Consider the following 25,192-nt stretch of genomic DNA (forward strand, 5'->3'; position numbering starts at 1 on the left):
CGCTGTCATGCAGCTCACCGGTTGGCGGGGTCAAGGCGAAGACCTCCATCAGTCGGTATGAGGTACCCCATCCAGCGCTCTTCCGGCGTTGCGCCATCGAGTTGGCGTGTTTCAAAGTTGCCATCCGTCTCGAAGCCGATCAAGCCGCGTCGAAACTGGACCTCGTTGAAGATGCTTGTGCCGATGGAGGCCAGCCAGTCGTCCAGGGAGCGCCGCCAAGTCAACGAGGCGACTCCGCTGTTCTCACTGAAAGGAAACCCGCCAATTCGCTTGTCAACGCGCGTCAATGCGCCCATGGGAAGGTAGAAGTCGAGCCAGTCTGGGCCCTCATCGTCACGGGAGGCCAAGCATCCGCACACCACTCGGTGACCGGTTGGAAGCGTGACCGTGCCCCGCAGATGACCGAACTCGGCCAGTGATGAAACGGTACAGGGCACCTCGTCCTGCTCGTTAGGCTCAAGATCATTTCGACCGTAGCAGCCCTCAATGGCGGCAACTCGCCAGAGGGCCGACAGCGCTACTTGGAGACGTTCATCACTGGTGTCACCGATCTCAATGGCCAATTCGTAGAACCCGCCGATCCAGTTCTCACTCTCGGTAAATCGCGTTGGGTCGCGCATGTAAGGCTCCAGAGGAGGTGGACGCCGAAGCGCCTCTGCTCATCGCGGTGCCTACCTGGACTGAGATCACGTTGTAGGCAATCCTTCGGTAATGGTGACAGACCTGCACGAGGATGCGACCGAGGCGCCGGGAAGGCCGGCGATTAGAGCACCGGGATGGTTCATCCTCCCCGCAGCCGCTGTGGCCGCGCTGATCAGCTTCTATCTGACCAGCGTGCCGTACATATACATGGAGGCCTTGGTGTTCATGTTCTTCGCATGGACCTTTATGGGCCTCATTTGGATCATCCGTCTGGCCGCCGCTCTATGGATCAATCGCCGGCGGCCCGGAACATCCCGGTCGTGGCTGACAGCGACTCGCTGGCTGCTGGTGCCGTTGATCTTCGTCGGATCCGTCCTCGCGATCAAGGCGGACGCCCCCTTCCAGGTGCGGTTCCGACTGTCACAGTCGAGCCTGGAACACTACGCAGCGAAGCTGGCACAGAGCGGTCGCAGCCTCGGATGCCAGTGGGTGGGGCTGTATTACGTCTGCGGGGATTATCCCTATGAAGGTGTCATCGTCTCATCGGGAACCGAGGCCATCACCGGCGGCGCACAGATCATGGTCGAGGACTGGCCGATCATGATATCGAGAGGCTTCCTCTGGCTGCCTGATGGTCGCCAGCCACCCGAGGACGCGTACTGCGAAGACTACGGACACCTGGTTGGTCCGTGGTGGCGTTGTCGGTCCTGGGATGGCTGGTGATCATGCACAGGAGATCGTCTATGCCGTCAATGCTCTGGCTATCCGTTGGTTCGCGACCTCACGCTGGCCGTCGATGCACTTGCCGTAGACCCGCAGCAGGACATCCACGCTGTGCCCCGCCCGTTCGGCTACGTCCGGTGCTGGGACGCCGGAGTTGAGCCAGAGCGATACCGTCGCGTGGCGCAGGTCGTACGGCCTGCCGACCAGAGGCGACGCAACTTGATCAGGAGTCAATGCGTATGTCCGCGCCTCCTTCCAGACCTTGGCGTACGCCGTCGTGGACAAGACGCCACCGGTCGCGGTCCGGAAGAGCCGCCCGTCAGCCGCGGTGCCATGCTGCTCGATGTGCCCACGTAGGAATCTTCACCAGCTCAGGCGGGATCGGCACGTCCCGGATGGCCTTGCGCCGACGCTGCTTGAGCCCTCGAACATCATGAGTGCCCCCCGAGTCGGAGAACCGCCGCCCGCTCTCCGGCCGCGTCTCCTCCAAGGTCAGCAGGCCCCAGCCAGTTGCCGGAAGATGACAGTCCTTCTCCCGGAGCCCTGCCGCCTCGGCGGGCCGAAGGCCGGCGAAGTACATGCAGGCGAACATGCCCGCCAACATCGCCCCGCGGGAGCGGCCCACGTACGTCACGGCGACGAGGAGTTCCCGAGCCTGCGCCGGGTTGACCACCACCCGCCGGTCGACCTCCCCCGAGACCTTGGCGGGCTTCCAGTTCACCCGGTCCAGCGGATTTGCCGAAAGATCCCCCAGCTCGACGGCGTACTCCAGCGCGTGATGGAACACCGCCCTCTTGCGCCGGAAGGTCGAGTCGGCCGCCCGTTGGCCATCGAGGGTGACCGACAACGCCTCCAACACCGCCCGCACGTTCTTGGCCTCCTCCAGTTCCACGATGGGCACCGAAGCCGCTGTGAGCCAGCGCAGCGCCGCGGCCTGCTCAGCATCGAGACTCCCCCGCCGGCCGTCGGGCAGGAAGACATGCCCGCGAAGAACCGACCGCAAGACCTGGACATCCGGCTTACCCGGCCGATCACGCAGCAGAGCGAGCGTGACGCCGGTCATCGTGTCCGTGATGCCCTCGCGCGACTGGGCCGCCGAGTGCGGCCACTTGGCCAGCACGTACGCCTGAGCGAACTGGAGCCACGTCCGCGCGGCCTTGGCCTTGACCAACGACAGGGGCAGGCCGCTCTCCACGTCGAAGGCCTCGCCAGCCTTCGCCGCCTGCCGCATGTCCGACAGGAAGCTCTCGGCCAAGGCCTTGGGGCGGAGAGTCTTGGACTTCTCCCGGCCGCCGACCTTCCAACGCACCTCGTACGACGTCGTCTTGCTGGACTTGTTGCGGCGGACGTCATAGCTGGTAGTCACGCGGCCCTGCCGTTCCGGGGGTCGGTCTCCGTACCGGTTCCAGCGGCCCCACCTCATGTCAGCCCTCGTGGGCCGCGAATCCAGGGCGCAGACGCCGCTTGGCGTACAGGCGCTCGCACTCAGCCAAGGAGCGTGCCCCGGCGTGGGCGAGCTCACGGGCCAGGGCGATGTCGCGTTCGGTGACCGGGCCGCCTCCGGTGCTGGAGATGAGTACCTGTCCGTCGGCGCTGGAGGTGTCCAGGCAGGCCCGTACCTGGTCGACGCAGAACACCGAGACCGCCAGGACCGGCGTGTAGAAGGACACGTCCAGACAGGTGATCCCGCCATCGATCGCGGCCCGCAGGTGGGTGTACGGCTCGTGCTCGCTCACGCGGCCACCCCGCGTCCGTTCGGCAGGCCGTGGAAGCAGCGCTCCACCGAGGTGGCGAACTGATGGACCTGGTGGGCGAACTGGCGGGCGAACTCCAGGTCGGTGGCGGTGACCTCGTCGCCGGTCGAGGTGGTGACCAGGACCGACAAGGCGCCGAAGTTCAGGGCCAGGACGGGAGTGCGGGCCGGGTAGGGATGGTTGGTCGCTCGGGCACCGTTCCCCGTGTTGAGGGTGATGGTGCTGATGCGATGTGTTCTGCGGCGTGCCATCAGGCAGTTCTCTTTCCGGAGACAGCGGTGTGCTTGGGGGAGAGAGAACCTGCGGCGGTGGATCCGCTGGCACGGGGAGCGTGCATGTCCCGCCTTGATGGAGTAGGTGAGCCGTCCGTTGCCGTTGACGTACGGGGTGACCGCGAGGTGGTCGAACTCCACCGGGATGAAGGCCAAGCCCGGCATTGGAGCCGGGGGCACCGGCTGAACCGGAGCCAAGATCTTGACCTTGACCGTCTTCTCGCGCGCGTCCGGGTCGCAGTCGATCACGGTGACCTGGCCAGACCAACTCGCCGGCGGTCTTGTCGCGGGCGTAGACCGGTTTGGTGGCGGTGGAGGCCTCGAAGTCCTTGACCTGGTCGACCTCCCCCACCATGTAGCAGCCGTGCGGGAACACATCCTCGAAGCTGATCGGGATGGCACCTCGAATACCCCATCACTTATCTCCTGTTGACCCCTCTAGACAGCTACAACGAGACGCCGAGAGGAACTGTCTAGGGGGCTATACAGAAGAAGATAAGCAAGGCACGGTGCGGTTGCCTAGGGGGATAGACACAAAGAGTTGCGTGTCGCTCACTCGGCGTCTTCGCTGACCGTCACATATACGGCGGTAGCGTCATCAAACGTCTTGCCACGAGGCCAGTGACAGCCATCCGGGTCAGAGCGTTCGGCTTGTCGTACGCGGCGGATCAGTTCAGCAGGGCCATCGGCTTCGAGAAGATCGACAGCTTGCCGCCAGGTGGCCAGGCCGAATCGGTCGACCAGACGGGATGCCCCGTCGCTGAGCAACGCGGCTGCACGGACCTGGTCAGCCCGGAGGGCGCCGGTCTCGGCCTGTCCTGCGACGAGAGGATCCACCGAGGCCACCCAGAAGCCGCCGTCACGGTTGCGGTGCTGCCGCATCGCCTCGACGTACTCACGGTGCGCTTTCAAGTGTTCCGGACTGCCACCGGGAAGGGCGTCCATGCGGCTGCGGTAACGCGAGCCGACCTGTGCCTCGCGGTCATCGCAGACTACCATTGGCTCAGCCGAATCGGCGACGTCCAAGATGAGGACTGAGTCCGCGAGCACCAGCCACTGCAGCATGTCGCCGGTACGGCGGAGCATGACCACGGTGGCCGAGGGTGAGCCGGCATGGGCAAGATCGCAGGCGAAGTCATGCATGGACGTCACGGCCTTGATGCCCTCTGCGAGGATCTCGGCCAGGGTGCCGGTACTTTGCGTCATCGAAGCCAGCAGTGTCGAACCGAGCATGCGCGAATACCAGGCCACACCGTGGGAGCAGCCGGACTCTGAACCGGCAGGCGTACCCGCGCCGTCCAGCAGCACCACCGCATCGGGCGTCGCAGCGACGAAGTCCTCATTCGGCCGGTCCAGGCTGACAGGCTGGGTGGCGAAGGTGACGCGCACCCTAATGCCCCTCGTGCTGGTAGAGCGGGCTGGCCAGTTCCGCCTTCACCGGTTCCCCGGTCGCCGGGTCGTACTCCACACCCACCACCGTGGAGAACCGGTCTTCGCCGACCTGGCCCCACAGCGTGTTGATCTCCGAGACGATCAAGCTGACGACACCGAGGGTGCCTTGCGGATGGATACCGGTGAACACCAGCACGTTGCCCTTCCCATCCGGCCGGGCCAGCCGGCCGAGGTAGGCGTAATCCACGTGGGTGGCCGGGTCGCTGTCCTCCCCAGACCGGTACGTCGTACCGGTACGGCTGTCATGGATCGTCCACGGCCCATCGTCGGCCTTGACCCACTCCAGCACCGGATCGTACTCATACATCTGCGCCATCACCGGCGAAAGCCTCGGACCGCAGATCACAATCAGGTTGGGCCGGTTTATATCGATGTCCCCGCCAAGGGGGACGTGCTCCAACTCCACCGACAGCCCGAAGCCGCGTGCCAGATCCTCCAGCCGCTTGCCCGCGGTGACATCTTCCATCGCCACGACCGGACGCGCCTTGATCGCGTCCTGTTTGAGCGGGGTGGCAATCGTGAGCGTGCCCGTGCCGAGGAACGCGCCTTCCGGGGCCGGGCCGGTGTGCCGGATTTGGTGAATCCTTCCCCGGGTCAGGCCGGCGGCCTCGGCGATCTGGGCGTACGACATGCCTTGGGCGTGCAGGTCCTGGATCACCCTGCGCCGCAGTCGCGCGAGTTCGGCCACTTCCTGTTGGGCGGCGTTGAGCCGCTCGGTGGCCGCGCGCAGCAGGACGAACGGGTCCTCGATCGCGGCGATACGCTCAAGCTCGCTGGATGGCACGGCCGGTTCCTCTCGGTGATGCTCCACCGAGTCTAGGCCCCTAGACGCTTTGTCGTCTATTCCCCTAGACAGTACGCGTTTGAGCTGTTCACCGGTTTGAAGACTTACCGCCCTTATGTTCCACCTGCGATTGGGCACTCCCCGCGGACTCACTGTAGACCTCGTCCACTAGGTCGCACGTCAGCACGTTCACAGCGCGAGGACCTGAGCGACGCCCACCTGGCGCATACCACCGAGCACAGGACAGACCACGGCACGACGAGAGGGCCGAATGCCGGCCACGCCAGGTTGCAGAGCAGAGCACAACCACCACAGGCCCGCGCAGCAACCCGAACACGCACGGAAGCCCCGGACGTGAGCGAAGCCAGAGCGTTGGGCACCGATCTACAGGCAGAACCCCAAGTGTCGGGCAGCCGATCACGCACGCGTAGCCTCAGAGCCCGGCAGAGGCGTGGCGGGGGCATTCTTGCCAGCGTTGACCAGTAGCAGCGCCCATACGGTGCGGCATCGTTCGTCGCCGCGGATGCCGTAGGTGTCAGCCAAGGCGCCGACGATCATCAAACCGCGGCCGCCCTCCTCGTCGTCCTCCGGCGAGAAGATGCTCGGGCCGTGCGCCGCACCGGCGTCCACGACGCCCAGCCACACCCGATCGTGCTGAGCGTGGATCAGCACCTGGAACTGGCCGCCGAACCTGCCGCTGGCGGTGTGACGGACGGCGTTGGCGGCCAGCTCGCTGACGATGAGCTCGGCTGACTCCACGATCGGCCAGCCTGCGAGGAAAGACGTGACGAACCGGCGGGCTTCCCTGACCGAAGGGGGAGTGCCGAGGAAGGACCGAGACATGCGCCATGCGCTCATGGTTACGCTCCAACGTCTAGGGGGCTATACACCCACCTCACGAGCGTATGACCTGCACTTGGTCATCCTCCAGGAATTCGACGCATAAATGCGTCACTTCTCAAGCTGGGCTGCCAACTTCCGAAAGTCCGCCCTGATTTCACCCAGGTAGTCCCTCAGGACATCGCCGTACACCGCCGCAGCCGCGAACGCCTCGAAAGCTTCCTCATGCGCGCCAATCTCACTCGGCTCGGTCAACGTGAGATCACCCGTCAGGCTCTCCACCACGCTCACCGATCCATCCAAGATCGTGAACCCATGCAGCGGAAACGCCGACGCCTCCGTCTTCCACGGCACCACGCCCAGCCGGACATGCGGCAGCGTCGACATCTGCACCAACCGGTCAAGCTGCGCCAGCATCAACGAAGGCGACCCCGGCCACGTCCGCACCGCGCCCTCCGTCAGCACGAACGCGAACTTCCGGCCCTCCTCAAACAGCACCGCCTGCGCCTCAACGCGCACGGCGGCCGCCCTGGCAGCGTCATCCTCATCCACATCCCGACCGACCGCCAACGCCAACCGCGCATACTCGGCCGTCTGCAACAACGCCGGGATCATCGCCGAGGAGAACACCGCCATCCACTGAGCCGAACGAACCCGGGCAGCATTCGCCGCCTCCCGGCCGGCCAGCCCACCGCGCAGCCGCGACACCTCATCCCGCAACCGCACCAGCAGCTCGTCCAACTCGCCGCGGTCCCGCTCGCCAAGCCCCAGAGCAGCCGAAACCCGCTCAACAGTCTCCGGAGTAGGAAGTAGCTGCCCCGTCTCTATCCGCGAGATCGTCGGCTGCCCCACCTGCGCCCGCTGCGCCAACTCCTTACCCGTCAGCCCAGCTTCCCGACGCAGCCGCCGAAACAGCTCCCCCAACCCCCGCAACCGATCCCGCCGCTCCTCCACACCGAGCGTTCTACCATGCTGAGCCACTTCAACATCCTCGATCAGTGGTCCACGCCGAGGACCGTGCGGGTCGTGCTCCACGCCCATTACATCTCGCTTTGCGCGAGGCGTGGATGCGAAGTGCCCGGCTGCGCAAGCGGCTACCGACCGCTGTCATGCAGTCCGGCCCATATCGGGCGAATTAATGGACAAAACCATACTAAACGGATGATATCGCCATCAGGGTTAGGATTTGATGCAATAGCCGCTCCTATCATTCCCTCATGGCACTTTCCGATCTCCGTCGTGAGATGGTTCTGTCCGCCATCGAGGAGCACGACAAGCTGGGAAGGGACGCCTTTCTCAAGGTCTACGGATACGGCCCGGCACGCGACTACTTCCTCCTATACGACGGGAAGCGGTACGACTCCAAGGCCATCGCCGGCGTGGCACATCGCGAAGTGGACGGCCGGCCGCTGCGAGCCAAGGACTTCTCCGGCGGCAACGACACCGTCGCACGCGCGCTGAGTAACCTCGGCTTCGAGGTCACCCGTCCAAGCGACATCATCGACGGACATTCCCCGGAGAACCTGCTCCAGAAGATCCTCACACTCAAAACCGCCGCATCGGCTACGCCTGGCGCGCGGAAGCGGCACCAGCCTTTGACCCTTCTCTGGGCCCTTGGCAGAGCGGCCCGGGGCTACGATCGCGTGGTGTCGTGGGTAGATGCCGCTCCCGCACTCGAATCGCTCCTGCAGGAGTTCGGCCATCCCGGCGATGGCCTGCATGCCGAGTTTCCCGTACTCCGTCTGTATCACCACGGGCTCTGGGACCTCCCTGGCCATGACGACGTTCCAACGGCCAGCGGCAGCGCGGCGCAGAGCTGGATGCGGCGGAACCAGCCGCTCAGCGGTTTACGCTCATGGGTACACGACCTCGTGACCGATCAACCGGCCGTACGCGCGCAGATCGTCCTGCGGCTCCTCGATGGATACTTCCGCGACGTCGACCGCGAGGAGTTACTCGCGGCCACCCTACTTACCCCTGAGCCCAACGCCATTACGCCAGGCCCGGACGAGGCCACACCTCTTCGCGATGGGACACCAACACCAAGCCGCCGCGTGGTCACGATCAACCGCCTGATCCGTGACTCCGCGCTCGCGGAGCAGGTCAAACTCGTCCACAACTATCACTGCCAGATCTGCGGCATCCGTCTCACGACCAGGCGAGGCCCCTACGCCGAAGGCGCCCACATCCGCCCGCTTGGCACGCCTCACAACGGCCCCGACGAACCTGGCAACCTCCTCTGCCTGTGCCCCAACCACCACGTCCTGTTCGACGGCGGAACAATCACAATCAACGACGAGCTGGTAGCCATCGACGTCCCGACCGGCCAGCAGATCACCCAAATCCGCCTCGCCGACGGACACACGCCGGATCCCCGACACCTGGCCTATCATCGGCACATCTCCGAGGACTCTTAGGTCGACAGGTGCAATCAGGTGCAAGTGACCAAGGATGGCTTAGGGTTTGCGTGAACCGGCCGGTTGGTCAGGATCGTTGTCAACGACAGCCCCCTGCTCGGTCCCTGAGTTGACTCTCCTTAACCATCAGCGCGGCGTACAAGCCTGTGTCCCTTAAGGGATCGCCCGCACCGATGGAGCTCTCTCTCCCATCCGTCCTCTGTCCCGATTAGGTGTGGTTGTTCGTATAGCCCTGCTCGTACCTCCGCCTCTGTGAGGCGACGATACTTAGGCACATCAGGGTCATCCGGCGCAAGGAACTCATGCTTGCGGTGAAGGAGCGGACGGTTGGTGGAGCCAGTGTAAGACAAGAATGAAGACTTCAATGTCTGTAGGTCGACGGTGTACGACGAGACCAAACGAGGATGCGGGTCAGTGTCGAATTCGGGGTAATCGAGCCAGCTGACGCCGCGGCCTTGATGACGTAGCTTCGCAACTGTCCACTCGGACGGTCGGCCAGCGGCGATACTGGCGCAATGCTCATACAGGCGGAGCACTATGGGCATCCGGTGGACGGCCCGGCGGTGCACATACAGGGCTGTCGGGGTGAACTTCCCCGCAGCCGACCCAACCATTGCACGGCGAATGTATGCGTCATCGCGCAGTTTAAGCAGAAGCCGGTCTGCACGCTTGCACGCTTCCGTGTAAGACGAGAAGAACGCCCGGATGTCGAGTTGAACCGAAAGGGGGAGACTGCTCGCAGGACCACGACCGTGGAACAGTTCAAGAGCAAGGAAGAGAAGCGTGTCTAGTGAGGATCGCTTCGCAGCTTCTTCGATCTTTTGTGGATCGGCAGCCTGCTGGGCAAGACGGTTCAGCTCGGCCGGCCGCAAGTGTCCGAGGAGGGCAGTGAGCTGCTGCGGCATTTCCTCTAGGCTAGGAAGGCGGCCGCGTTGCTGGACGTGGTCGACGATGGCGGTAGTGGCAGAAGCGGTATCTTTAGAGGTCAGCCACGTCACATCGGGTGTGACCCGACGGGCGAGGTAACGAAGTCGAGCCTCGTCGTCGCGAAATGCGTAGACGATGCCGGGTGCTGAAGGTAGGCAGTGAACGCCGGTTACCTCCTCGACGTAGTCACGAAGCTCGCCGGCGGCGAATAGGTGTTGGAAAGTGTTGCGACTGGTGAGGATGCCGTCGCCATACTCACGACCTTTGATCTGGTTCCGCTCCCAGCGCAGCCGCGCTGACACCACGAGCGCTGTCTGAGCGATGTCCCAGGCGCGCCGAAGGGTCTGACGTCGTTCAGCCGGATCTTCAATGACATTGACGACGTAGGTGAGGAGCACGATGTCAGCAGGTTTGAGCTGTCCCCCAGGGTGGTGGGCCGGGTCCCATCCAGAGGCGTCAAGGCCAAGTTGTCGCAGCGCCCTTACGTCCGCGCCTCGGCCGCAACCGTAGTCGAGCACTGAAGTTCCCGAGCCCAGCTGCAGATCGGTCACGGCTTGGCGTGCGGGGGCGGAGAGTCTAACGCGGCCGATCGCAGTCCGTTGACGCTCGCTCTTCCATATCGTCGGTGCCTCCACGGGTACAGTCTGCCCGACGCCGTCGGTACTACCCTGCAACATCGCCAAAGCGACCTGACTGCCCGAGCCGGTCTCGGTCCGCCGCGGGCGTGCCATTTGTCATTAGAACCAGCGAGCGGCCAGAGAGCAATAAAATCTTGGACGACGCTGCCGATGAGCTGACGATGATTCAATCAAAGGAGGGTGCCGCCTTGTCTAGTTAGCGGAAGTATGAAGAAAGCGAGTATCATCAGGAGCGGCAGGCCACCTCTTTAAGTCTCGTGCCATTCTCAGGTCATGCACCAGCCAGAGTCGCAACCGGGATCGTCGTTGGGTTCTTCTCTGCCGACTGCTTCCTCGGGTATAGCATCCGCAAGCGGGATACCGTAGCGAGTGAGGTACGCAGAATCTCGTCCTAGAGCAGCACGCCGCTTGTTCAGCTCGACTTCCAGTTGTACGGATTTGATAAATAGTTCCGGCTCATTACGCCGCTGCGCTCGCCATGCATCGACGGTCTTGAAGGGGCAGAAAAAACACGAACTCTTTGGGGGCACTGGGAGCCCAGCACTCGAGATGATTCCAATGCAATCATCCCGGCGGAACCCAAGGTCGAGGAGTGGATACTCGATCTGCTCGTATAGCTCACTTCGACGCTTGTTGGCTCTATGAATCTCATCCACGGAGATCCCTATACCTACCACAGCCGGCTGGCCTCTCGTCGCCCCCTGTTCGCGCAGCCACCTGCCAACAACCTTGATCTTGAAGTCGGCAGTGCATGATCTTCGGCCAGGCGCCCCGTTGGCCATGCGTATGGGAATCGGAATGGAGCGCGTGCCAGGTTGGTTGAGGCGCTCCCACAGCGTCTCCGCGGTCCCGTCGCGGCGATGGCGCCTCAATTCATGGAGTTCTATACCGTGTTGCTTCGCGTACACAGCGGCATGATCTCTTACATAGTCGAGAGTCGCCGGATGCTCGCTATCATCGCCAACGTTTGCGAACAAGAAGGTGGGGAAATGGATCCGGCGCTGGGCGGCAAGGACCAGCAGCGCCGTTGACTGCACACCACCCCCATAAGAGATCACCCTAAGGTCTTCTGTTCGGGCGCCTATAGACAAACTGCTTCCTTCCATACGCACACTGCCCCGCCTCTCTGACCATAACATGTTAGGGTCAGAGACAGAAGGCCGGGCCGGCGTAGAGATGTCAGAGCTGGTCGAGACGCGGACGAGCGAACCTACGCATTGTCCGCGTCTTCACCGTTCTGTCCGGGAAGCTGGCTGGTAGGCCTAGAGGACGCATTATTGCCAATATGGCCGTACTTCAACCTCGTATCCGACGCGGAGCAGATGTCGGACGAAGGCAACGGCAGCAGCGCTCTCACTGTTTCTGAAGGTCCGTGCACTAGGAAGGGTTTCATCCGAATTTCCGACCAATGCATCCCGTTGCCCGCGTGGCTTGATCTGCTCCCGATCACCACGTCGGACACGTTCAAGTGCTTCCGCTGCTACGGCGCGGCCTCGGCGCTCAGCGTCTGAGAGGATGGTGTTCAACAGCCAGAGTGGGGCACCTGACAGGGTGAGATCCGGCGGTGTAAGTGTGCCACGGCTCCGCCACTGACTAATGTCCGTGTGTTTCTTACCGAAGATCCAGGCTAGTTCCTTGATTCCGATCAAGGGCGGTGGTCCCTCTAGAACCTGGGGGGAGTAGCCATTCGGAATGCTGGCCTTGTACTCCTCGAGCCTGCCTGGAGGAAGATCCCGCTGGCCTGGCCGGGCCAGCGCCAGCACAGTTGACAGCAGCCAGTAAGGCTTGCCAGAGATCACCACATCAGGATCTCCGAGAAGGGCCCTTTTCCTCCACAGCTGAGGGGTATCTGGAGCCACGTCGAAGAGTTGGGCGATCTCGCTGTGACCGAGCAGATAGGGGATCCGCTCCACACCCATTCGCCGCGCTCTCTCCTGAAGACGTTCCTCGGCAACTACATCCTCATCCAAGATAGCGCTCCGTAGATCGCAAACGAACTAGGCTGCGGCGGCCAGTGGAGGGACTGCCTGCCTCACCAGAAGCCTCACTACTTGCTTTTCTGATCACGCAGTTGACGGCTTGGATGAGACTCCCAAGGCTCGGACTGAACCGCCCGGGTCCGATGAGCATCGGATCCGGGCGGTTCACCATACATTGCGCGCATGTTGAGCTGGGTCCGATTTGACGGGACACCCTTGGTGTGGTTGTCAGGCTGCTGGGTGGCCCATGACGGCGCGACTAAGGTAGCCGAGGCTGCTCTGAGCCGGCGCGGTTGTACCGCTCTCGATGAAATCGAAGATCGCGTGTCAGGCGGCAGCTCGGGTGGGCCAGCGGTGCTCGTCCAGCAGTTCGCCGTTCACCGTGGCAAAGAACGACTCGGCTACAGCGTTGTGCCAGCACTGCCCCCTTCTCCCGGCCCGCAGCTCGATACCGAGCCCATCAGCCACCTGAGCGTAGGCGGTGCTGGCGTTCTGGCAGCCGCGATCCCAATGGGAGATCCGCGGCCCGGCGGGACGACGACACCGCTACGCCTGCTAAAACGTGTCGGCGACCAGCTCGGTGCGCACATGGTCGGCGGTGGCCCAGCCGGTCCCGCGCGGGGCGATATCGATGAGTGTGGCCGGATACAACTACCTCATGGGTCGAAACGCAGGTAACGCCCCGCAGAAGCAGGCGTTGGGCGCACTACGGTAGGACTCCCAGCCACGGATACGGCCGATCTTCAGGTCTGGCCGTGAGCGTCTTGGACTTGTTCTGGGCGAGCACCGTAGGTGGGATTACGTGATTTCGCGTCCCCGACGGAGCTCCCACATACCCACTTCGGTGTAATACCGGTCGAAGTGCCGAAGCCAAGCGGCGATAATCTCCGATCTCCTGCGGGCTAGCGCATCACTCACACCAGCGTGCTCTGCGATGGCCCTCTCCAGTTCCACGTTGCTAATACTCTCGCCGACTTGCAGCTTCTGGAGCTCTGGCATCTTAAGCAACCGGGTCCGCACAGCACCGTTGAACTCGGCTTCACCCAGTCCGACCGAGATATTGAGCAGGGCCAGATCATGCAGAATCCCGGCCTCCACGGCGGACGCGAAGGTCCCCCGCCCACAGTAGAGCGCGTAAAGGTTCTCCGGGCGCCGCGTAACTGGATACCAAAGCGGCGTTGGCAACACATCAGACTCCGTCGATGGAGTGCTCGCGTCGGCCTGAAGGAGCTCTGCCTGTCTACGGACAAGCTCGGCGAGATGCGGACTCGCAGTGGTAGCCACTGCCTCGATCTGCTTCAGTACACGCTGCACCTCAGGGTGCCCTGTAGCCGCTTCTAGTAGCAACTCCAGGTTGGCGTGTGGCACCCGCCCGGTGGCCAGGCCCGTCAGATTCGCGGAGCCAACTAAACAGCGGTCATCAGCGATGTAGATCTTGGCGTGTAAGGCAGGGCAAAGACTGATGTGGACACGTTCGTCGCTTTCGGTCAGCTCCATGATCTCCGGGTCAGACACCCCGGCGGCGACTTCCGCCGGGGTCCACCGTGTCACGCAGTGGATGTGCTCCACGGACGCGGGCACGGCGGCGACCGCTGCCTCGAAGATCGGCTTCTTGATGAACGGTGCGATGAGGGTCACACTGTGGGAAGCATGCTGCAGTAGCCCCTCGATCTGCCGCCAGACGTAGGCGGGCTCTGCTGTCACTCCCCGTCGTCCTCGCCGTCGATGAAGTCACGGGCGTAGCGGCCCCAGTCCTGCCGTGCATCCGCGATCTTCTCGCGCTGCCGGTCGCCGGGGATCTCGTCCTCCATACGGGCCCAGGAGAACAAAAGGAGTTTAAAGGTGTCGGCGGCGCGGGCTAGGCGGTGCCGCAGCTCGTCAGTCGAGGCATCTTCAGGCACTTCTTCGAGAACGGTCATCAGATGGGCATGCAGCGGGTGCTTTTCATTGAAGATCACCTGCAGCATGCCTGCCATGAGGTCGATGCTAAAGAAGGCGTGCGAGTCCTGATAGCTGGAGATCCAGCGCACACGCCAGTCCTTCTCCAGGGCTTCTTCGATCAGGGACTGAGCGGTGTCCTCGTCGAGGTGGTGGCGTTGGGTGAGGGCGTCGAGCTGTTCGTGCCGCTTGTCCTCGACGGTCGCACCCTCGGCCAGGTCGTCAGTCTTGCCGGTGTGCCCGTCTTCAGTGCGGCGCTTGACGGCGTCCGTAGCCTTGGTGTTCACGTCGTCGTAACGCTTCTTGCCTGTGCGGCCCAAACTGCGCTGCTTCAGCTGCCGACGAATCGCGGGAAGCAGCTTGATCTCAAGGTAGAGGGCGAGGTCGATGAGTTCCACGCGCGGATCACCGAGATCTGCGAGGCGGTCCTTGAACGCCTTGGTGCTTTCACCAGTTTCGGCCTCTGCCCTCCACTTGTCTTTGAAGTGAGCGAGGGACGTGAACGTCGTGGCGCTCTGCTTGTTGTTCGTGACACCGAAGACTTCATCGAGCGCTGCGGGAAACTCCACCTCGACGCCCCACCAACGCTCAACAGGGTCGTAACCGATAGCCCAGGAGGAATCGAGTTCCAGTTCGCGGCCCTGGCGGATCAAAGAGATACCGATATTTCGTCCAGCGTGCTTGCCCCAGGGGTGATTACCCGCATCCTGGTTGGGGCTTGCGTTGTCGGGCCACGGATGGCCCTCGATGTCCGGGCGCCGTGCCTCCGGTCGCGCGATGGATGCCCGCACCGTGATGACGTGCCGTTTTCCTTCGACGATGATTGGGAAATGCGCGACGCCAGATTCGTCTTCATTGCCCATGTTGAAGGGTTCGAACATCGGCTTGTCACCGAACGGTGCTGGCGTACCGGATGATTCCGTCAGATACAAGGGATCGTTCGGCTTGGCATAGTAGGCGCCTTCGATCACCTTTCCGTCGCGGACCGGGGCCATCCTGATGACGACTTCGTCGGTTGTCAGATAGCGTCGATAGACGCGGCCGATGAGCTCTGCGGTGTTTCTCAGTGTGGCAGCGGCTCCATGCCAGTTGACCCGGTCAAGATTTGACCACACGACGAGGGTTCCGGTGTCTCGGAGGCCCTCACTGATGTCGCGCCAGTACTCAGGCAGCGGCTCGGGCTTTGGAGGGGGTACATCATCTAAGCCATCGTTGATTTCTGCGAGATCGAGGTAGGTGTACATCGCGTTGCCGGGCCCGTTCGTCCAGGACCACACCTCAAGCTTGGTGCACTGCGACATACTCGAGTTGGGCAGGCCCATGCCGAAGCGGCCGATACGCTGGCGGTCGTCACCGCGCCCGTCGCCGAACTTCAACGCCCGCCGCAGGGCTTCGCCGTCCATTCCAGTGCCATTGTCGAGTACGGCGATGGTCTCGACCCGGTGGCTCATGCGTGATGATCCCTGTACCGGCCTCTCGCAGGCGAAAACCTCCACAAGTGTGGCCTTGGCGTCGATGCTGTTGTCGATCAGCTCAGCGAGTGCGTACGCCGTGCTTTTATAGCCGCTGTCACGCATAGCCTTCACGGTCAGCGAAGGGCTGACGATCCGATAGTTGCTGCCCCCGTTGGTCATGCGCTCTCCCATACATCTTCCCAGTTGATGAATGCCTCCGCCACGTCCCCGAATCCGGGGAGTGCCGGGTCGACGACAGTGACGATCTCGCAGGTGGCGGTTCCGCCGGCCTTCGGGCCGCGGATGACCCTGCCGACCATCTGGCTATAGAGCACCAGGGACATGGTCGGGCGGGCGATGACAGCGGCGCTAGCTGCTGGCGCATCGAAACCCGTCGTCAAAACCCCGTAGTTGCAAAGGATCATCGGGCGGGGAGCCGCACTCTTGAAGCGAGTGACGACTTGGTTGCGGTGCCTGGTTGAGGACTCGCCCGTGACAAACTCGGCATCGAGGCCAACAGCGGACAGTACAGCGGCGATGAGGCGACAGTGATCGACGGATGCTGCGAACACCAGGATTCTGCGGTGCTTCCGCTCCAACAGATCCATGATGGTCTGGACGACCTTCAGGTTCCACTGCTTGTCCCGGGCAAGCTCAGCGATGATGCCAGCTGGGATGTCGAAAGCAGTGGCCATCAGGCTCTGATCCTGCGCTGAAAGGTGTAGGCCGGCCTCGGACGCCACCGTCCTCATAGTGGGCTTGGAGAGATAGCCCTGCTCAATCAGCGCTGTCACCGGATTGCTGTAGCCCTCGATCCGCAGCATGACCTTTTGGCGGGAGAAGAAGTCGGACAGCCGCTCGTCCTGGGCAATGTCCGCCCATGTCCGCCCAGGTGTAGCCGTGAGTCCTAGCAAGCTCGCGCCTGGGTGGATAGTCAGCGCATCCACGACTCGCTGAAAGGTGGGAGCGATGATTTGGTGCGCCTCATCGAAAACTGTCAAGCTGCTGCGCGCGGCGAGGAAACGCAGGAGTTCTGGCTTGCTCTTCGCCGCCGAAACTGCCTTCTCCAGGCCCAGGACCACCACGCCATCCGTCAGACCTTCCAGGTCTGCGGGCGCATCCGCCCACATGCGGACCACCGAGACTGGCCGGTCGCCCAATCTGGTCCAGGCCCGCTCAAACTCTGTAGCCGCCTGTTCGAGCAGTTCCTCACCATGCGCAAGCCACACTACGAGCGTCGACTCATGTTGGCGCAGATGATCGCAGATTAAGTTCATGGCCGTGCGCGTCTTGCCGACCCCGGTGGGCAGATGGAGAACCACCCGCCGCGGACCGTCGTAGAGCAACTCCTTCACTCGGGCCGCCGCACTGCGCTGATGCTGAAATAGCGGGTATTCAGGCTCGCAGTTCTGCCGGTACAGCGGCCGCGCTATCGGCATTCGATCGATGGTGAACCCGAAGAATTCCAACAGTTCGCGCCGCTGATCGAGCGTCCACTTCAGGGAGTTGAGGTAGACCAGCGGCTCTATACCGGCCTGCTCACTGCCCAGTCGCTGCGCTAACTCCCGCTGCTTCGCGGCCGGCAGCAACGCGATAAGTTCCTGACGCTCAGCCCCATCGACGACAAGCGCCTCGACATCGATGACCACGGACGCCACGGCCCGCAGCCGTTCATCTTCCGCTTTACCACCGTCGATGAGATCCAGCAGAGCACATAGCTCCTTACCGAGCCGCTCACGGACGTACGACATGGGAGCAATGTCCAGTATCGCCCGAAATGCCATGCCCGGCGACCACTCCGTCACGTGCTGACCATCCCCGAGGTAGCCGTAACCATGTAGCTCACTTGTTCAGCCATCGCCATGCAGTGCCCTCGCCTCAGCACAACCCGTCGCATGTAGTGATATAGCAAAGAGTCACCCCCGGACTCCAGCATGCGACTACCCTAAACCCGCTCGCTGCCGATGGTGTTCAAATCCTCGCATGTTCGTAAATGAATCGCTCTACCAGTTGAGCCTTACAAGATCAACCGGGGAGGAATGTTGTCGACATAGCCACGCAAAAGCCCTAAGCGGTCAAGTATCGGGTATTTGGGGCACGGCTAGGGCGATCCTGGCTGGTGCTGCTGTACAACGATCTTGAGCTCCTGGTGGGAGCGCAAGGGGGGTGTTCCCCTGATCTGCCAGGAGTGGAATGATCGACTTCGCGAACAGGACGTGGGCCATATCAGGGGCGAGCCCTTCATGCGGAGCAGCGCCGTCCTGCGAGCGAAAGCAGGCATCGCTGCGATGGCGAGCGGCCTGACATCCAAGCGAACCGGATCAGTGGCGAAGCACGTGTAGGACCGGATTGGCTGAGTCTGTATCAAGCACCACAGGTGTTGGTTAGGATCTCAGTGCACTCCTGGTGTAACGGCGGTTGGCGTCGCTGAGGACCACCAGGACAGGCCTTGGGAGCACGTCGCGGGCAAGTGGGGGGTAAGCATGGCCGGTCATCCAGACGGCGAAGATGTGGTCTACCTCGACTACAATGCCTCCGCCCCTTTGCGTCCCGAAGCACTTGAAGCGATCGTTGCCGCCCTTAGCAGCGTTGGTAATGCCTCAAGCATGCATCACCCCGGTCGTGACGCGGCTGCCAGAGTCGATTTAGCTCGCCGACAGCTCGCTGACCTGCTCAATTGCTCCCCTGGCGAGATCATTTTCACATCTGGTGCAACAGAGGCGAACAATCTGGCCTTGCGTGCTGGTTATGCGCGCGGAGGCGTACTGGTGACCAGCGCTGTGGAGCACCCGGCCGTACTTGAAGCCGCGCGTGCCGTGACGGCGGAGCACCCCGCCTCGCTCGTCGTGTTGCCGGTCGACGGAGATGGCACTGTCGACCTCGATCCGCTGCATGAGGTGCTTCGCTACCGTGAGGTGGCTCTCGTCTCGCTCATGATTGCGAACAATGAGACCGGCGTGTTGACCGACTTGATGCCTGTCATCAAAGCAGCCCACGATGCAGGGGCCCTGGTGCACACCGATGCGACGCAATACGTTGGCCGCCTGCCTCTCGACCTCAATGAGGTGGACGTCGACTTGTTGTCCCTGTCGGCGCACAAGTTCGGTGGTCCGCAGGGCGTCGGCGCGCTCTTCGTGCGCAGGGGAACGCCCCTCCCTCATCGTCCGATCCTGGTTGGTGGGGGGCACGAACGCGGATGGCGCGCTGGCACCCTGAATGTCGCGGGCATCGCAGGCCTGGGTGCTGCCGCGGAAGCGGCCCGGCTGCAGCTGGCCCAAGAGGTCGACCGCACCACAGCGTTGAGGGACACCCTCGAGGCGGCACTGACCGCAGAAGTAGCCGACTGCCGAATTAATGGTGCGCGTGTAGGACGCCTCCCCGGAGTCACCAGCATCACGTTTCCCGGAGTGCCCGCGGACGCCGTGCTGGCGACCATGCCGCAGGTGGCAGCGTCCGACGGCAGCGCTTGCTCATCAGGGGCGCCGAGCCCGAGTCACGTGCTTCTCGCGATGGGTCACAGCCGTGAAGATGCCGACTCCACCGTGCGCTTCTCCCTCGGCTACGCCACCACCACGCGTGACGTCGAACGGGCAGCGGAGACGGCCGTGAATGCCGTACGGCATGTGCGGTCGATGATGGCCGCGCCGGCTGAGCCGTGACCACCGCTAGGCCCACATAAACGGCATACCTCTCGATTTAGCTCACTGAAAGGCACTCTCCTAATGTCAGACAGCCGGCTTCGTGAAGCCGTAGAACTTTCCTTCGGGCGCCACGAGACCTTCGCTCCGCGCTTCGGCTGGCTGCATAAGGCATACATGCAGGTCAAGAACGACAGCGAGATCTTCCATCGTGAGGATGCGCCCGTTCTGCTCGGTGTGGGCAAGAACATGGTCTATTCCATGAGGCACTGGTCCAAAGCCTTCAAACTCACTCAGGAGCATCCCCACGAGGACGCGTCCTACCGGGCGCATGTTGCCTCCCCGACCTGGCGCGCTCGGTGGCTGCTCGATGAGGACGGCGCCGACCCCTACCTCGAGGACACTGGCAGCCTATGGCTGTTGCACTGGTGGCTGCTGTCGACCGACGCCGAGGCCAAGTGCTGGGTGCCAAGCTGGTATGTGATCTTCAATCTGGCGCCCCGATCCCGGGTCACCTCGGCGGAGATGACCAGCGTAATCACTCGACACGTGCACGAAAGCTTCGAAGAGAAGGACTGGCCAGCATCGGAATCGATCTCTCGGGACGTGGAGTGCTTGATCAAGATGTATGCGCTGGACCAGGAGTTCAATCCGCTATCCCCTGGAAGCTTCGAAGACCTCCTAATGTCCCCGTTCCGTGAACTCGGCCTACTGGAAGGCCAGGGCAAGGGGCGAGACCGCACCTGGCGCTTCACGAGCGGGTCTCGCTCCAACCTGCCAGCACCCGTGCTGACCTATGCCTGCCTGGACTACGCGTCGCGATTCTCACCTAACGCCGGCTCTATCTCCCTGGCACGGCTTGCCGAGGACCCGGGATCCCCAGGCCGAGCCTTCCGCATGAGGGAGCCGGAACTGACGAAGGCCATCGAGTTGCTCGTCGGCAACCATCCGGATCTGCAGATCGTCGAGGCTCTAGGTCAGCGAAGTCTTACTTTTTCCAAGGCCCCGCAGGCCTTGGCCTGGGACATCCTCGATGCGCACTACGGACGTGTGCGGGAACGCGAGGGATTCCCCACCCCGCAGGAGTGGATCAAGAAGTACCCAGGACTTGATGGTGACGCTTCCAAGCGGGGGCGCAAGAAGCTGCCCCAGCAGGTCGAGGTGCTGGACCTGATCAAGGAGAACGCGTAACCATGGCGACGAAGACAACCCCCCACCCACGCCGGACCGATGCCACCGGCCAATTCCCTGCTGGCATCGCCCTGGTCGGCTCTGAGCTGCGTTCCACGAACCTTGAGCGCGATATCCGAGAGAAGCATCTCAACGCCCCCTACGTAGGGGCTCGCGCGCTGGATGTCCTCGAGCGAGTCACAAACGCCATAGCTGACCGCCGCCGCACCCGCGCTTGGTCCTTCACCGGCCCGTATGGCTCCGGTAAGTCCACACTGGCGAACCTCTTCGACGCCTTCCTCGGACACGATGAAATTCGCCGGGCTGAAGCCGCGGCCGCTGTCACGGCCACTAGCCCCGGGCAGGCAGCCCGGCTGGCCCGGGTACGCAATGAGCTTGACGGAGCGGGCTTCCTCGGTGCGATCGCCACTGCCCGACGTGAACCTCTCGCTGCCACTGTGTACCGCGCCCTGCAGACCGCGGTCGAGCGCAAATGGAAGAAGCGGCCTCCCAAGGACGTCGCCCAAGTACTTACCGCGTGCGCGGATGGGGAGGTGCCAACCACTCAGAGCCTCATTGACGCGGTCACGATCCTGTGCGACCGGCACCCCGTCCTACTGATCATCGATGAGTTCGGCAAGACACTCGAATACCTCGCCGCCGACGGCGACTCGGGCAGCGCCGAGAGCGACGTGTTCCTGCTGCAGATGCTCGCCGAGAAGGGCGCTGGCCCCTCCGGTATGCGACTGTTCATGTTCACCCTGCAGCACCTGGCGTTTACCGACTACGCCGCGCGCTCCAGCGCTATTCAGACCCAGGAATGGGCCAAAGTCCAGGGCCGCTTTGAAGACATCACCTTCGCGCCGAACCTCGGCGATGCCATCCACCTGATGCGTCGACGCCTGGACCTGTCGGGTGTTACGGACGCGGGACGCGAACTCATCCGCGTGCAGGCCGAAGCCGCCGTGCAGGCTTGGAGGGACCACGCTCTCAGCGCCGTCGTTGATATTTCCCCCGAGGCGTTCGCCAGCCTCTACCCGCTACACCCGCTGACCGCTGTTGCTGCACCACTGATCGCCTCTCAGATCGGCCAGCACGACCGCAGCCTCACCGGCTTTCTCGCCAGTGACGAGCCGAACACCGTCCGACGGACCCTGGACATCCTGTCGTCCGACACTCCCGAGCGTGCGCACACGATCCGACTACCTCAGCTGTATGACTACTTCTTCGCCTCCGGCCGCACCACCATCCTCGCCTCGGCCAACGCCAGCCGCTGGCTCGAGGTCGACAACCGCCTCAATGAGGCCCACGGACTGCCCGCAGAGGACCAGGAAATCCTCAAGGCGATCGGCATCCTGAACCTCATCGACGCCGATGGCCTGCTGCGAGCCACCCCCTCCATGACCCAGTTCGCGCTGCATGACCCGGCCGACGCGCCTGATCCGGAGCGCTACGCGGACCTGCAGGGACGGCTGAACAAGCTTGTCGATGACGGATTCGTGGTCCACCGCGCTTACAGCAACGAATACCGGGTCTGGCAAGGTACCGACGTCGACATCGACGCGCGTGTGCGAGAGGTAGCCGCCCGTATCACCCCAGCCGACGTCACGGAGTACTTTGGCAAGCACCTCGGGACGGTACTGCCCGCTGCGGTGGTGGCCGGCGGACACAGCCAGCGCACCGGCATGCTGCGCTACTTCGCCACCGCCATCAGCCACAAGAGTGAGAAGCTCGATGGCCCTGAGGTCATCCAGGATGCCGCCGACGGACTGATTGTGTACCACCTCGGGACGCTGGAGACCCGTCCAGCAGTGAACTCCTCGCTGCCAGTGCTCATCGGCACCACCAAGAACCCAGAAGCCGTCCTCCAGGCTGGCATCGAGCTCGTAGCCCTCGAGGAACTCCTCGACGACGACACTATTGACCATGTCGCCACCCGCGAGATCGAAGAACGTGCTGCGTACATCTCGCAGACCATCGGCACCCTGTTGGACGAGGCATTCAACCCCATGAGCCCTCGGTCCAGCTGGTACCTGTGGCACACGGGAACCGATGTCCGCGACGACCAGAGCGAGCCGATCGAGGCCCGCAGCTATGCCAACCTCGCCTCCCAAGCCTGCGACCGCGTCTACCCTCACACTCCACACATCCGCAACGAGATGGTTGGACGCCACCAGCTCACCAGCAATGGCGCCCGTGCCCGACGCGAGCTGCTCACCGCCATGTTGCAACGTTCGGGCAATCCATTGCTCGGCTACGACAAGACGAAGTACACGCCCGAGCGTGCGATGTACCACGGCGTTGTGGAATACCTTGGACTGCACCGGGCCGCCGGAGAGACGAGTACTGCCACCGACCCCACCAGCCTCCTCACGCACGGCATTTCGCGGCCCAGCCCCGAGAAGAACCCCAGCGTTATGAAAGCCTGGGAAGCCCTCGAGGAAGCGCTGACCAGTGCGAAGCAACCCACGCCCATCGTCGACATTTATCAGCAGCTCATGGCACCTCCCTACGGTGTCAAGGCAGGCGTCGCCCCCATCCTCGTGGTCACGGCGCTCATCCTGCGGGCTGAAGACATCGCCCTCTTCGAGGAAGGTAACTACTGCCAGCGGCTGACCCCGGAGATCGTTGAACGGCTCAACGTCCCGTACCCGGACCGCTTCACCGTTAAGGTTGCCCCCGTGGGCCGCGGACAGCGTCTCCTTGTCGTCAACAGCCTCGCGGAATCGCTCGGCGTGGATACCCCCCGGTCGCGCGCGGCACGCAACCCTGCACTGCTCGGCGTGACAAGAGCCATCCTCGAACGCGTCATGCTCCTAGACCCCTATACGCAAAAGACTCGGCGACTAAGCGCTGAGGCGCTCGCGATCCGCGATGTACTCTCCAAGGCCACCGACCCGGACGAGATGATCTTCATCTCGTTGCCAGCCACGTTGGGCTTCGACCCCATCTGGTCCAACACCACGCGAGACGAAGAAACCGCCACGGCGTACGTTGCTAGCCTGACTAATGCGCTCAACGAACTCACAGGCGCCAGCGCCGCTTTGCGCCAGGAAATTGTAGCCACGCTCGGACGCGAGTTCCGCCTCCCCACCGAACTTGGTGACCTCCGCACCGGCTTGATCGAGCGGCTGCAGGGCTTTGCTAACGCCCCGCTCGAGCTCAACCTGCAGGGCTTCGTTTCCCGTGTCCTCAACGAGAGCCTGCCAGACCAAGACTGGCTCGATCCGATCATTATCCGCCTGACGAACAAGGCACTTGGAGACTGGACCGATAAGGACGCCGAGTCCTTTCCCCGGCAGGTCAAGGAAGTGGCCCGGGCACTCGACCGAGTCAGCCACCTATACGAAGCCCACACGCTGGCTCACGCCCGCAAAGATGTAGCTGAACCCCGGCAGATGGACACCCACCTGCTGACGCTAACCACACCCCAGGGCACAGAAGAGCGCACCCTCATTCACGTGCCCAAGCAGTCCCGCCAGGCAGCAGACGACCTCGTTGTCAGTGTCATAAGGCAGGCTGAGCAAGTACTGGGCCCGGATGGGGCACGCATCCTGTTCGCTGCCCTGGCCGAGCGCCTGGCCGCGCAGGACACCTCTGCAGGCCCCCAGCAGAAGGAGACGCTGTGACCGACACAAACAACTCCAGCGGGAAGAAGCGGCACGTCCTCGGCTTGTCCGGAGGCAAGGACTCCTCCGCTCTCGCGATCTATATGCACGATCGCGTGCCCGAAATGGAGTACTTCTTCTGTGATACCGGCGCCGAACTTCCCGAAACTTACGAGTATCTCAACCGCCTTGAAGCCGCTGTCGGCAAGCAGATCGTGCGTCTCAATGCCACCCGCGACTTCGACCACTGGCTCGAGGTCTACCAAGGCACGCTCCCCAGCCCTCAAATGCGCTGGTGCACCAAGAACCTTAAGATCAGGCCATTGGAAGAGTGGGTCGGTGATGACGAAGTAATCTCGTATGTCGCGATCCGCGCGGACGAGAACCGCCTCGGCTACGTCAGCACCAAGCCGAACATCAGCGCGGTTTTTCCCTTCCGGGAGGACGAGATCGATCGGGCCGGTGTCGACCGCATACTTGATGAGGCTGGCATCGGCCTGCCGGCCTACTACGAATGGCGTACACGATCCGGCTGCTACTTCTGCTTCTTCCAGCGAAAGCATGAATGGGTCGGTCTCAAGGACCGTCACCCCGAGCTCTTCGAGAAGGCCATAGCTTACGAGGAGAAGGTCAACTACCGGCGTACCGCCATGCAGGGGCGAGAGTACACGTGGTCGCAGGGCGAGTCCCTACACGAACTGATAGAACGCCGAGACGATATTGAAGCCAAGCACCAAGCGGCTCTCGACCGGGCTGCCAAGCGCGTGCGGCCAAACCGTCCCCTGCTGGAAATTCTCTCGGACGCCCACGACATGGACGACGATGAGGCGGGCTGCGCCGTGTGCCATCTGTAACTAGCGCCCATCGAAGAGACATCGAATTGTCGGAAGAGAGCGGAGATCCCGAGGCTCAAGGTCAAGGGCATTATAATTTAGGCCTGGCTTCAGAGGAATCTG

The 25,192-nt window shown here is 62.9% G+C and carries 21 protein-coding genes and 1 pseudogene; 7 read left to right on the top strand and 15 right to left on the bottom strand.

The window, feature by feature from the left end; translation table 11 throughout:
• Positions 1–14: 14 nt before the first annotated feature.
• The gene (locus ABD810_RS26075; RefSeq protein WP_344945748.1) at positions 15–620 is read right to left on the bottom strand and encodes a hypothetical protein; all 606 of its coding nucleotides are present in this window, start codon (positions 618–620) and stop codon (positions 15–17) included.
• A gap of 181 nt (positions 621–801) precedes the next feature.
• Between ABD810_RS26075 and ABD810_RS26080 the strand changes: the two genes are divergently transcribed.
• The gene (locus tag ABD810_RS26080; RefSeq protein WP_344945751.1) at positions 802–1,365 is read left to right on the top strand and encodes a hypothetical protein; all 564 of its coding nucleotides are present in this window, start codon (positions 802–804) and stop codon (positions 1,363–1,365) included.
• Positions 1,366–1,684: 319 nt separating this feature from the next.
• On the opposite strand, the gene ABD810_RS26085 is transcribed toward ABD810_RS26080, so the two are convergent.
• From ABD810_RS26085 to ABD810_RS41110, 8 genes and pseudogenes are all read right to left on the bottom strand, one after another.
• Positions 1,685–2,731, bottom strand: a complete 1,047-nt coding sequence (locus tag ABD810_RS26085) for a site-specific integrase (protein ID WP_344945754.1) — start codon at positions 2,729–2,731, stop codon at positions 1,685–1,687.
• A gap of 58 nt (positions 2,732–2,789) precedes the next feature.
• The gene (locus ABD810_RS26090) at positions 2,790–3,101 is read right to left on the bottom strand and encodes a hypothetical protein (RefSeq protein WP_344945756.1); all 312 of its coding nucleotides are present in this window, start codon (positions 3,099–3,101) and stop codon (positions 2,790–2,792) included.
• Positions 3,098–3,640: a hypothetical protein gene (locus tag ABD810_RS26095; protein WP_344945759.1), complete on the bottom strand. Its 543-nt coding sequence runs from the start codon at positions 3,638–3,640 to the stop codon at positions 3,098–3,100. Before ABD810_RS26095 ends, ABD810_RS26090 begins: the two co-directional genes overlap by 4 nt.
• A gap of 303 nt (positions 3,641–3,943) precedes the next feature.
• On the bottom strand, positions 3,944–4,780 hold the full coding sequence (locus ABD810_RS26100; RefSeq protein WP_344945762.1) for a protein phosphatase 2C domain-containing protein: 837 nt from the start codon (positions 4,778–4,780) through the stop codon (positions 3,944–3,946).
• A 1-nt stretch (position 4,781) separates the two neighbouring features.
• Positions 4,782–5,627, bottom strand: a complete 846-nt coding sequence (locus ABD810_RS26105) for a sigma factor-like helix-turn-helix DNA-binding protein (RefSeq protein WP_344945765.1) — start codon at positions 5,625–5,627, stop codon at positions 4,782–4,784.
• A gap of 417 nt (positions 5,628–6,044) precedes the next feature.
• Entirely contained in the window at positions 6,045–6,485 is a 441-nt protein-coding gene (locus ABD810_RS26110; RefSeq protein WP_344945767.1) for an ATP-binding protein, read from the bottom strand.
• Between the two features lie 93 nt (positions 6,486–6,578).
• Complete coding sequence (locus ABD810_RS26115) at positions 6,579–7,208, bottom strand: Scr1 family TA system antitoxin-like transcriptional regulator (protein ID WP_344945770.1); 630 nt, start codon at positions 7,206–7,208, stop codon at positions 6,579–6,581.
• 12 nt (positions 7,209–7,220) lie between these two features.
• Positions 7,221–7,508, bottom strand: a pseudogene (locus ABD810_RS41110) (helix-turn-helix domain-containing protein); the annotation flags it as partial.
• 176 nt (positions 7,509–7,684) lie between these two features.
• On the opposite strand from ABD810_RS41110, the gene ABD810_RS26120 reads away from it, so the two are divergent.
• Positions 7,685–8,884: an HNH endonuclease gene (locus tag ABD810_RS26120; RefSeq protein ID WP_344945773.1), complete on the top strand. Its 1,200-nt coding sequence runs from the start codon at positions 7,685–7,687 to the stop codon at positions 8,882–8,884.
• Positions 8,885–9,003: 119 nt separating this feature from the next.
• On the opposite strand, the gene ABD810_RS26125 is transcribed toward ABD810_RS26120, so the two are convergent.
• Positions 9,004–10,488 (bottom strand): DNA phosphorothioation-associated putative methyltransferase, encoded by a 1,485-nt coding sequence (locus tag ABD810_RS26125; RefSeq protein ID WP_344946402.1) that lies wholly within the window; start codon positions 10,486–10,488, stop codon positions 9,004–9,006.
• An 836-nt stretch (positions 10,489–11,324) separates the two neighbouring features.
• On the opposite strand from ABD810_RS26125, the gene ABD810_RS26130 reads away from it, so the two are divergent.
• Positions 11,325–11,480, top strand: coding sequence for a hypothetical protein (locus tag ABD810_RS26130; protein WP_344945776.1), 156 nt, complete (start codon positions 11,325–11,327; stop codon positions 11,478–11,480).
• A 243-nt stretch (positions 11,481–11,723) separates the two neighbouring features.
• On the opposite strand, the gene ABD810_RS26135 is transcribed toward ABD810_RS26130, so the two are convergent.
• The 5 genes from ABD810_RS26135 to ABD810_RS26150 form a co-directional block, all read right to left on the bottom strand.
• On the bottom strand, positions 11,724–12,419 hold the full coding sequence (locus tag ABD810_RS26135) for a hypothetical protein (protein ID WP_344945778.1): 696 nt from the start codon (positions 12,417–12,419) through the stop codon (positions 11,724–11,726).
• A gap of 336 nt (positions 12,420–12,755) precedes the next feature.
• On the bottom strand, positions 12,756–12,896 hold the full coding sequence (locus ABD810_RS41115) for an integrase core domain-containing protein (RefSeq protein ID WP_425566957.1): 141 nt from the start codon (positions 12,894–12,896) through the stop codon (positions 12,756–12,758).
• Positions 12,897–13,226: 330 nt separating this feature from the next.
• The gene (locus tag ABD810_RS26140) at positions 13,227–14,132 is read right to left on the bottom strand and encodes a phospholipase D-like domain-containing protein (protein WP_344945781.1); all 906 of its coding nucleotides are present in this window, start codon (positions 14,130–14,132) and stop codon (positions 13,227–13,229) included.
• Positions 14,129–16,000, bottom strand: coding sequence for an ATP-binding protein (locus ABD810_RS26145; protein WP_344945784.1), 1,872 nt, complete (start codon positions 15,998–16,000; stop codon positions 14,129–14,131). Before ABD810_RS26145 ends, ABD810_RS26140 begins: the two co-directional genes overlap by 4 nt.
• The gene (locus tag ABD810_RS26150) at positions 15,997–17,625 is read right to left on the bottom strand and encodes a DEAD/DEAH box helicase family protein (RefSeq protein WP_344945787.1); all 1,629 of its coding nucleotides are present in this window, start codon (positions 17,623–17,625) and stop codon (positions 15,997–15,999) included. Before ABD810_RS26150 ends, ABD810_RS26145 begins: the two co-directional genes overlap by 4 nt.
• A 678-nt stretch (positions 17,626–18,303) precedes the next feature.
• On the opposite strand from ABD810_RS26150, the gene ABD810_RS26155 reads away from it, so the two are divergent.
• The 4 genes from ABD810_RS26155 (at position 18,304) to ABD810_RS26170 (ending at position 25,090) form a co-directional block, all read left to right on the top strand.
• Positions 18,304–19,479 carry a cysteine desulfurase family protein gene (locus tag ABD810_RS26155; protein ID WP_344945790.1) on the top strand — a complete coding sequence of 392 codons (1,176 nt, stop codon included), beginning with the start codon at positions 18,304–18,306 and terminating at the stop codon, positions 19,477–19,479.
• A 63-nt stretch (positions 19,480–19,542) separates the two neighbouring features.
• A complete protein-coding gene (locus ABD810_RS26160; protein ID WP_344945793.1) occupies positions 19,543–20,649 on the top strand; it encodes a DUF4007 family protein in 1,107 nt (368 codons plus the stop codon).
• Between the two features lie 2 nt (positions 20,650–20,651).
• A complete protein-coding gene (locus tag ABD810_RS26165) occupies positions 20,652–24,257 on the top strand; it encodes an ATP-binding protein (RefSeq protein ID WP_344945796.1) in 3,606 nt (1,201 codons plus the stop codon).
• Positions 24,254–25,090 (top strand): phosphoadenosine phosphosulfate reductase domain-containing protein, encoded by an 837-nt coding sequence (locus ABD810_RS26170; protein ID WP_344945799.1) that lies wholly within the window; start codon positions 24,254–24,256, stop codon positions 25,088–25,090. Before ABD810_RS26165 ends, ABD810_RS26170 begins: the two co-directional genes overlap by 4 nt.
• Positions 25,091–25,192: the final 102 nt, after the last annotated feature.

This window comes from Sphaerisporangium flaviroseum (genome assembly GCF_039537005.1).
Classification (GTDB): Bacteria; Actinomycetota; Actinomycetes; order Streptosporangiales; family Streptosporangiaceae; genus Sphaerisporangium; species Sphaerisporangium flaviroseum.

Bases quoted from the DNA above. Each gene is read 5' to 3' on its own strand.
- ABD810_RS26075 (WP_344945748.1), bottom strand. From the start codon at position 620: ATGCGCGACCCAACGCGATTTACCGAGAGTGAGAACTGGATCGGCGGG.
- ABD810_RS26110 (WP_344945767.1), bottom strand. From the start codon at position 6,485: ATGAGCGCATGGCGCATGTCTCGGTCCTTCCTCGGCACTCCCCCTTCG.
- ABD810_RS26120 (WP_344945773.1), top strand. From the start codon at position 7,685: ATGGCACTTTCCGATCTCCGTCGTGAGATGGTTCTGTCCGCCATCGAG.
- ABD810_RS26125 (WP_344946402.1), bottom strand. From the start codon at position 10,488: ATGTTGCAGGGTAGTACCGACGGCGTCGGGCAGACTGTACCCGTGGAG.
- ABD810_RS26130 (WP_344945776.1), top strand. From the start codon at position 11,325: ATGGAGTTCTATACCGTGTTGCTTCGCGTACACAGCGGCATGATCTCT.
- ABD810_RS26145 (WP_344945784.1), bottom strand. From the start codon at position 16,000: ATGACCAACGGGGGCAGCAACTATCGGATCGTCAGCCCTTCGCTGACC.
- ABD810_RS26155 (WP_344945790.1), top strand. From the start codon at position 18,304: ATGGCCGGTCATCCAGACGGCGAAGATGTGGTCTACCTCGACTACAAT.
- ABD810_RS26160 (WP_344945793.1), top strand. From the start codon at position 19,543: ATGTCAGACAGCCGGCTTCGTGAAGCCGTAGAACTTTCCTTCGGGCGC.
- ABD810_RS26165 (WP_344945796.1), top strand. From the start codon at position 20,652: ATGGCGACGAAGACAACCCCCCACCCACGCCGGACCGATGCCACCGGC.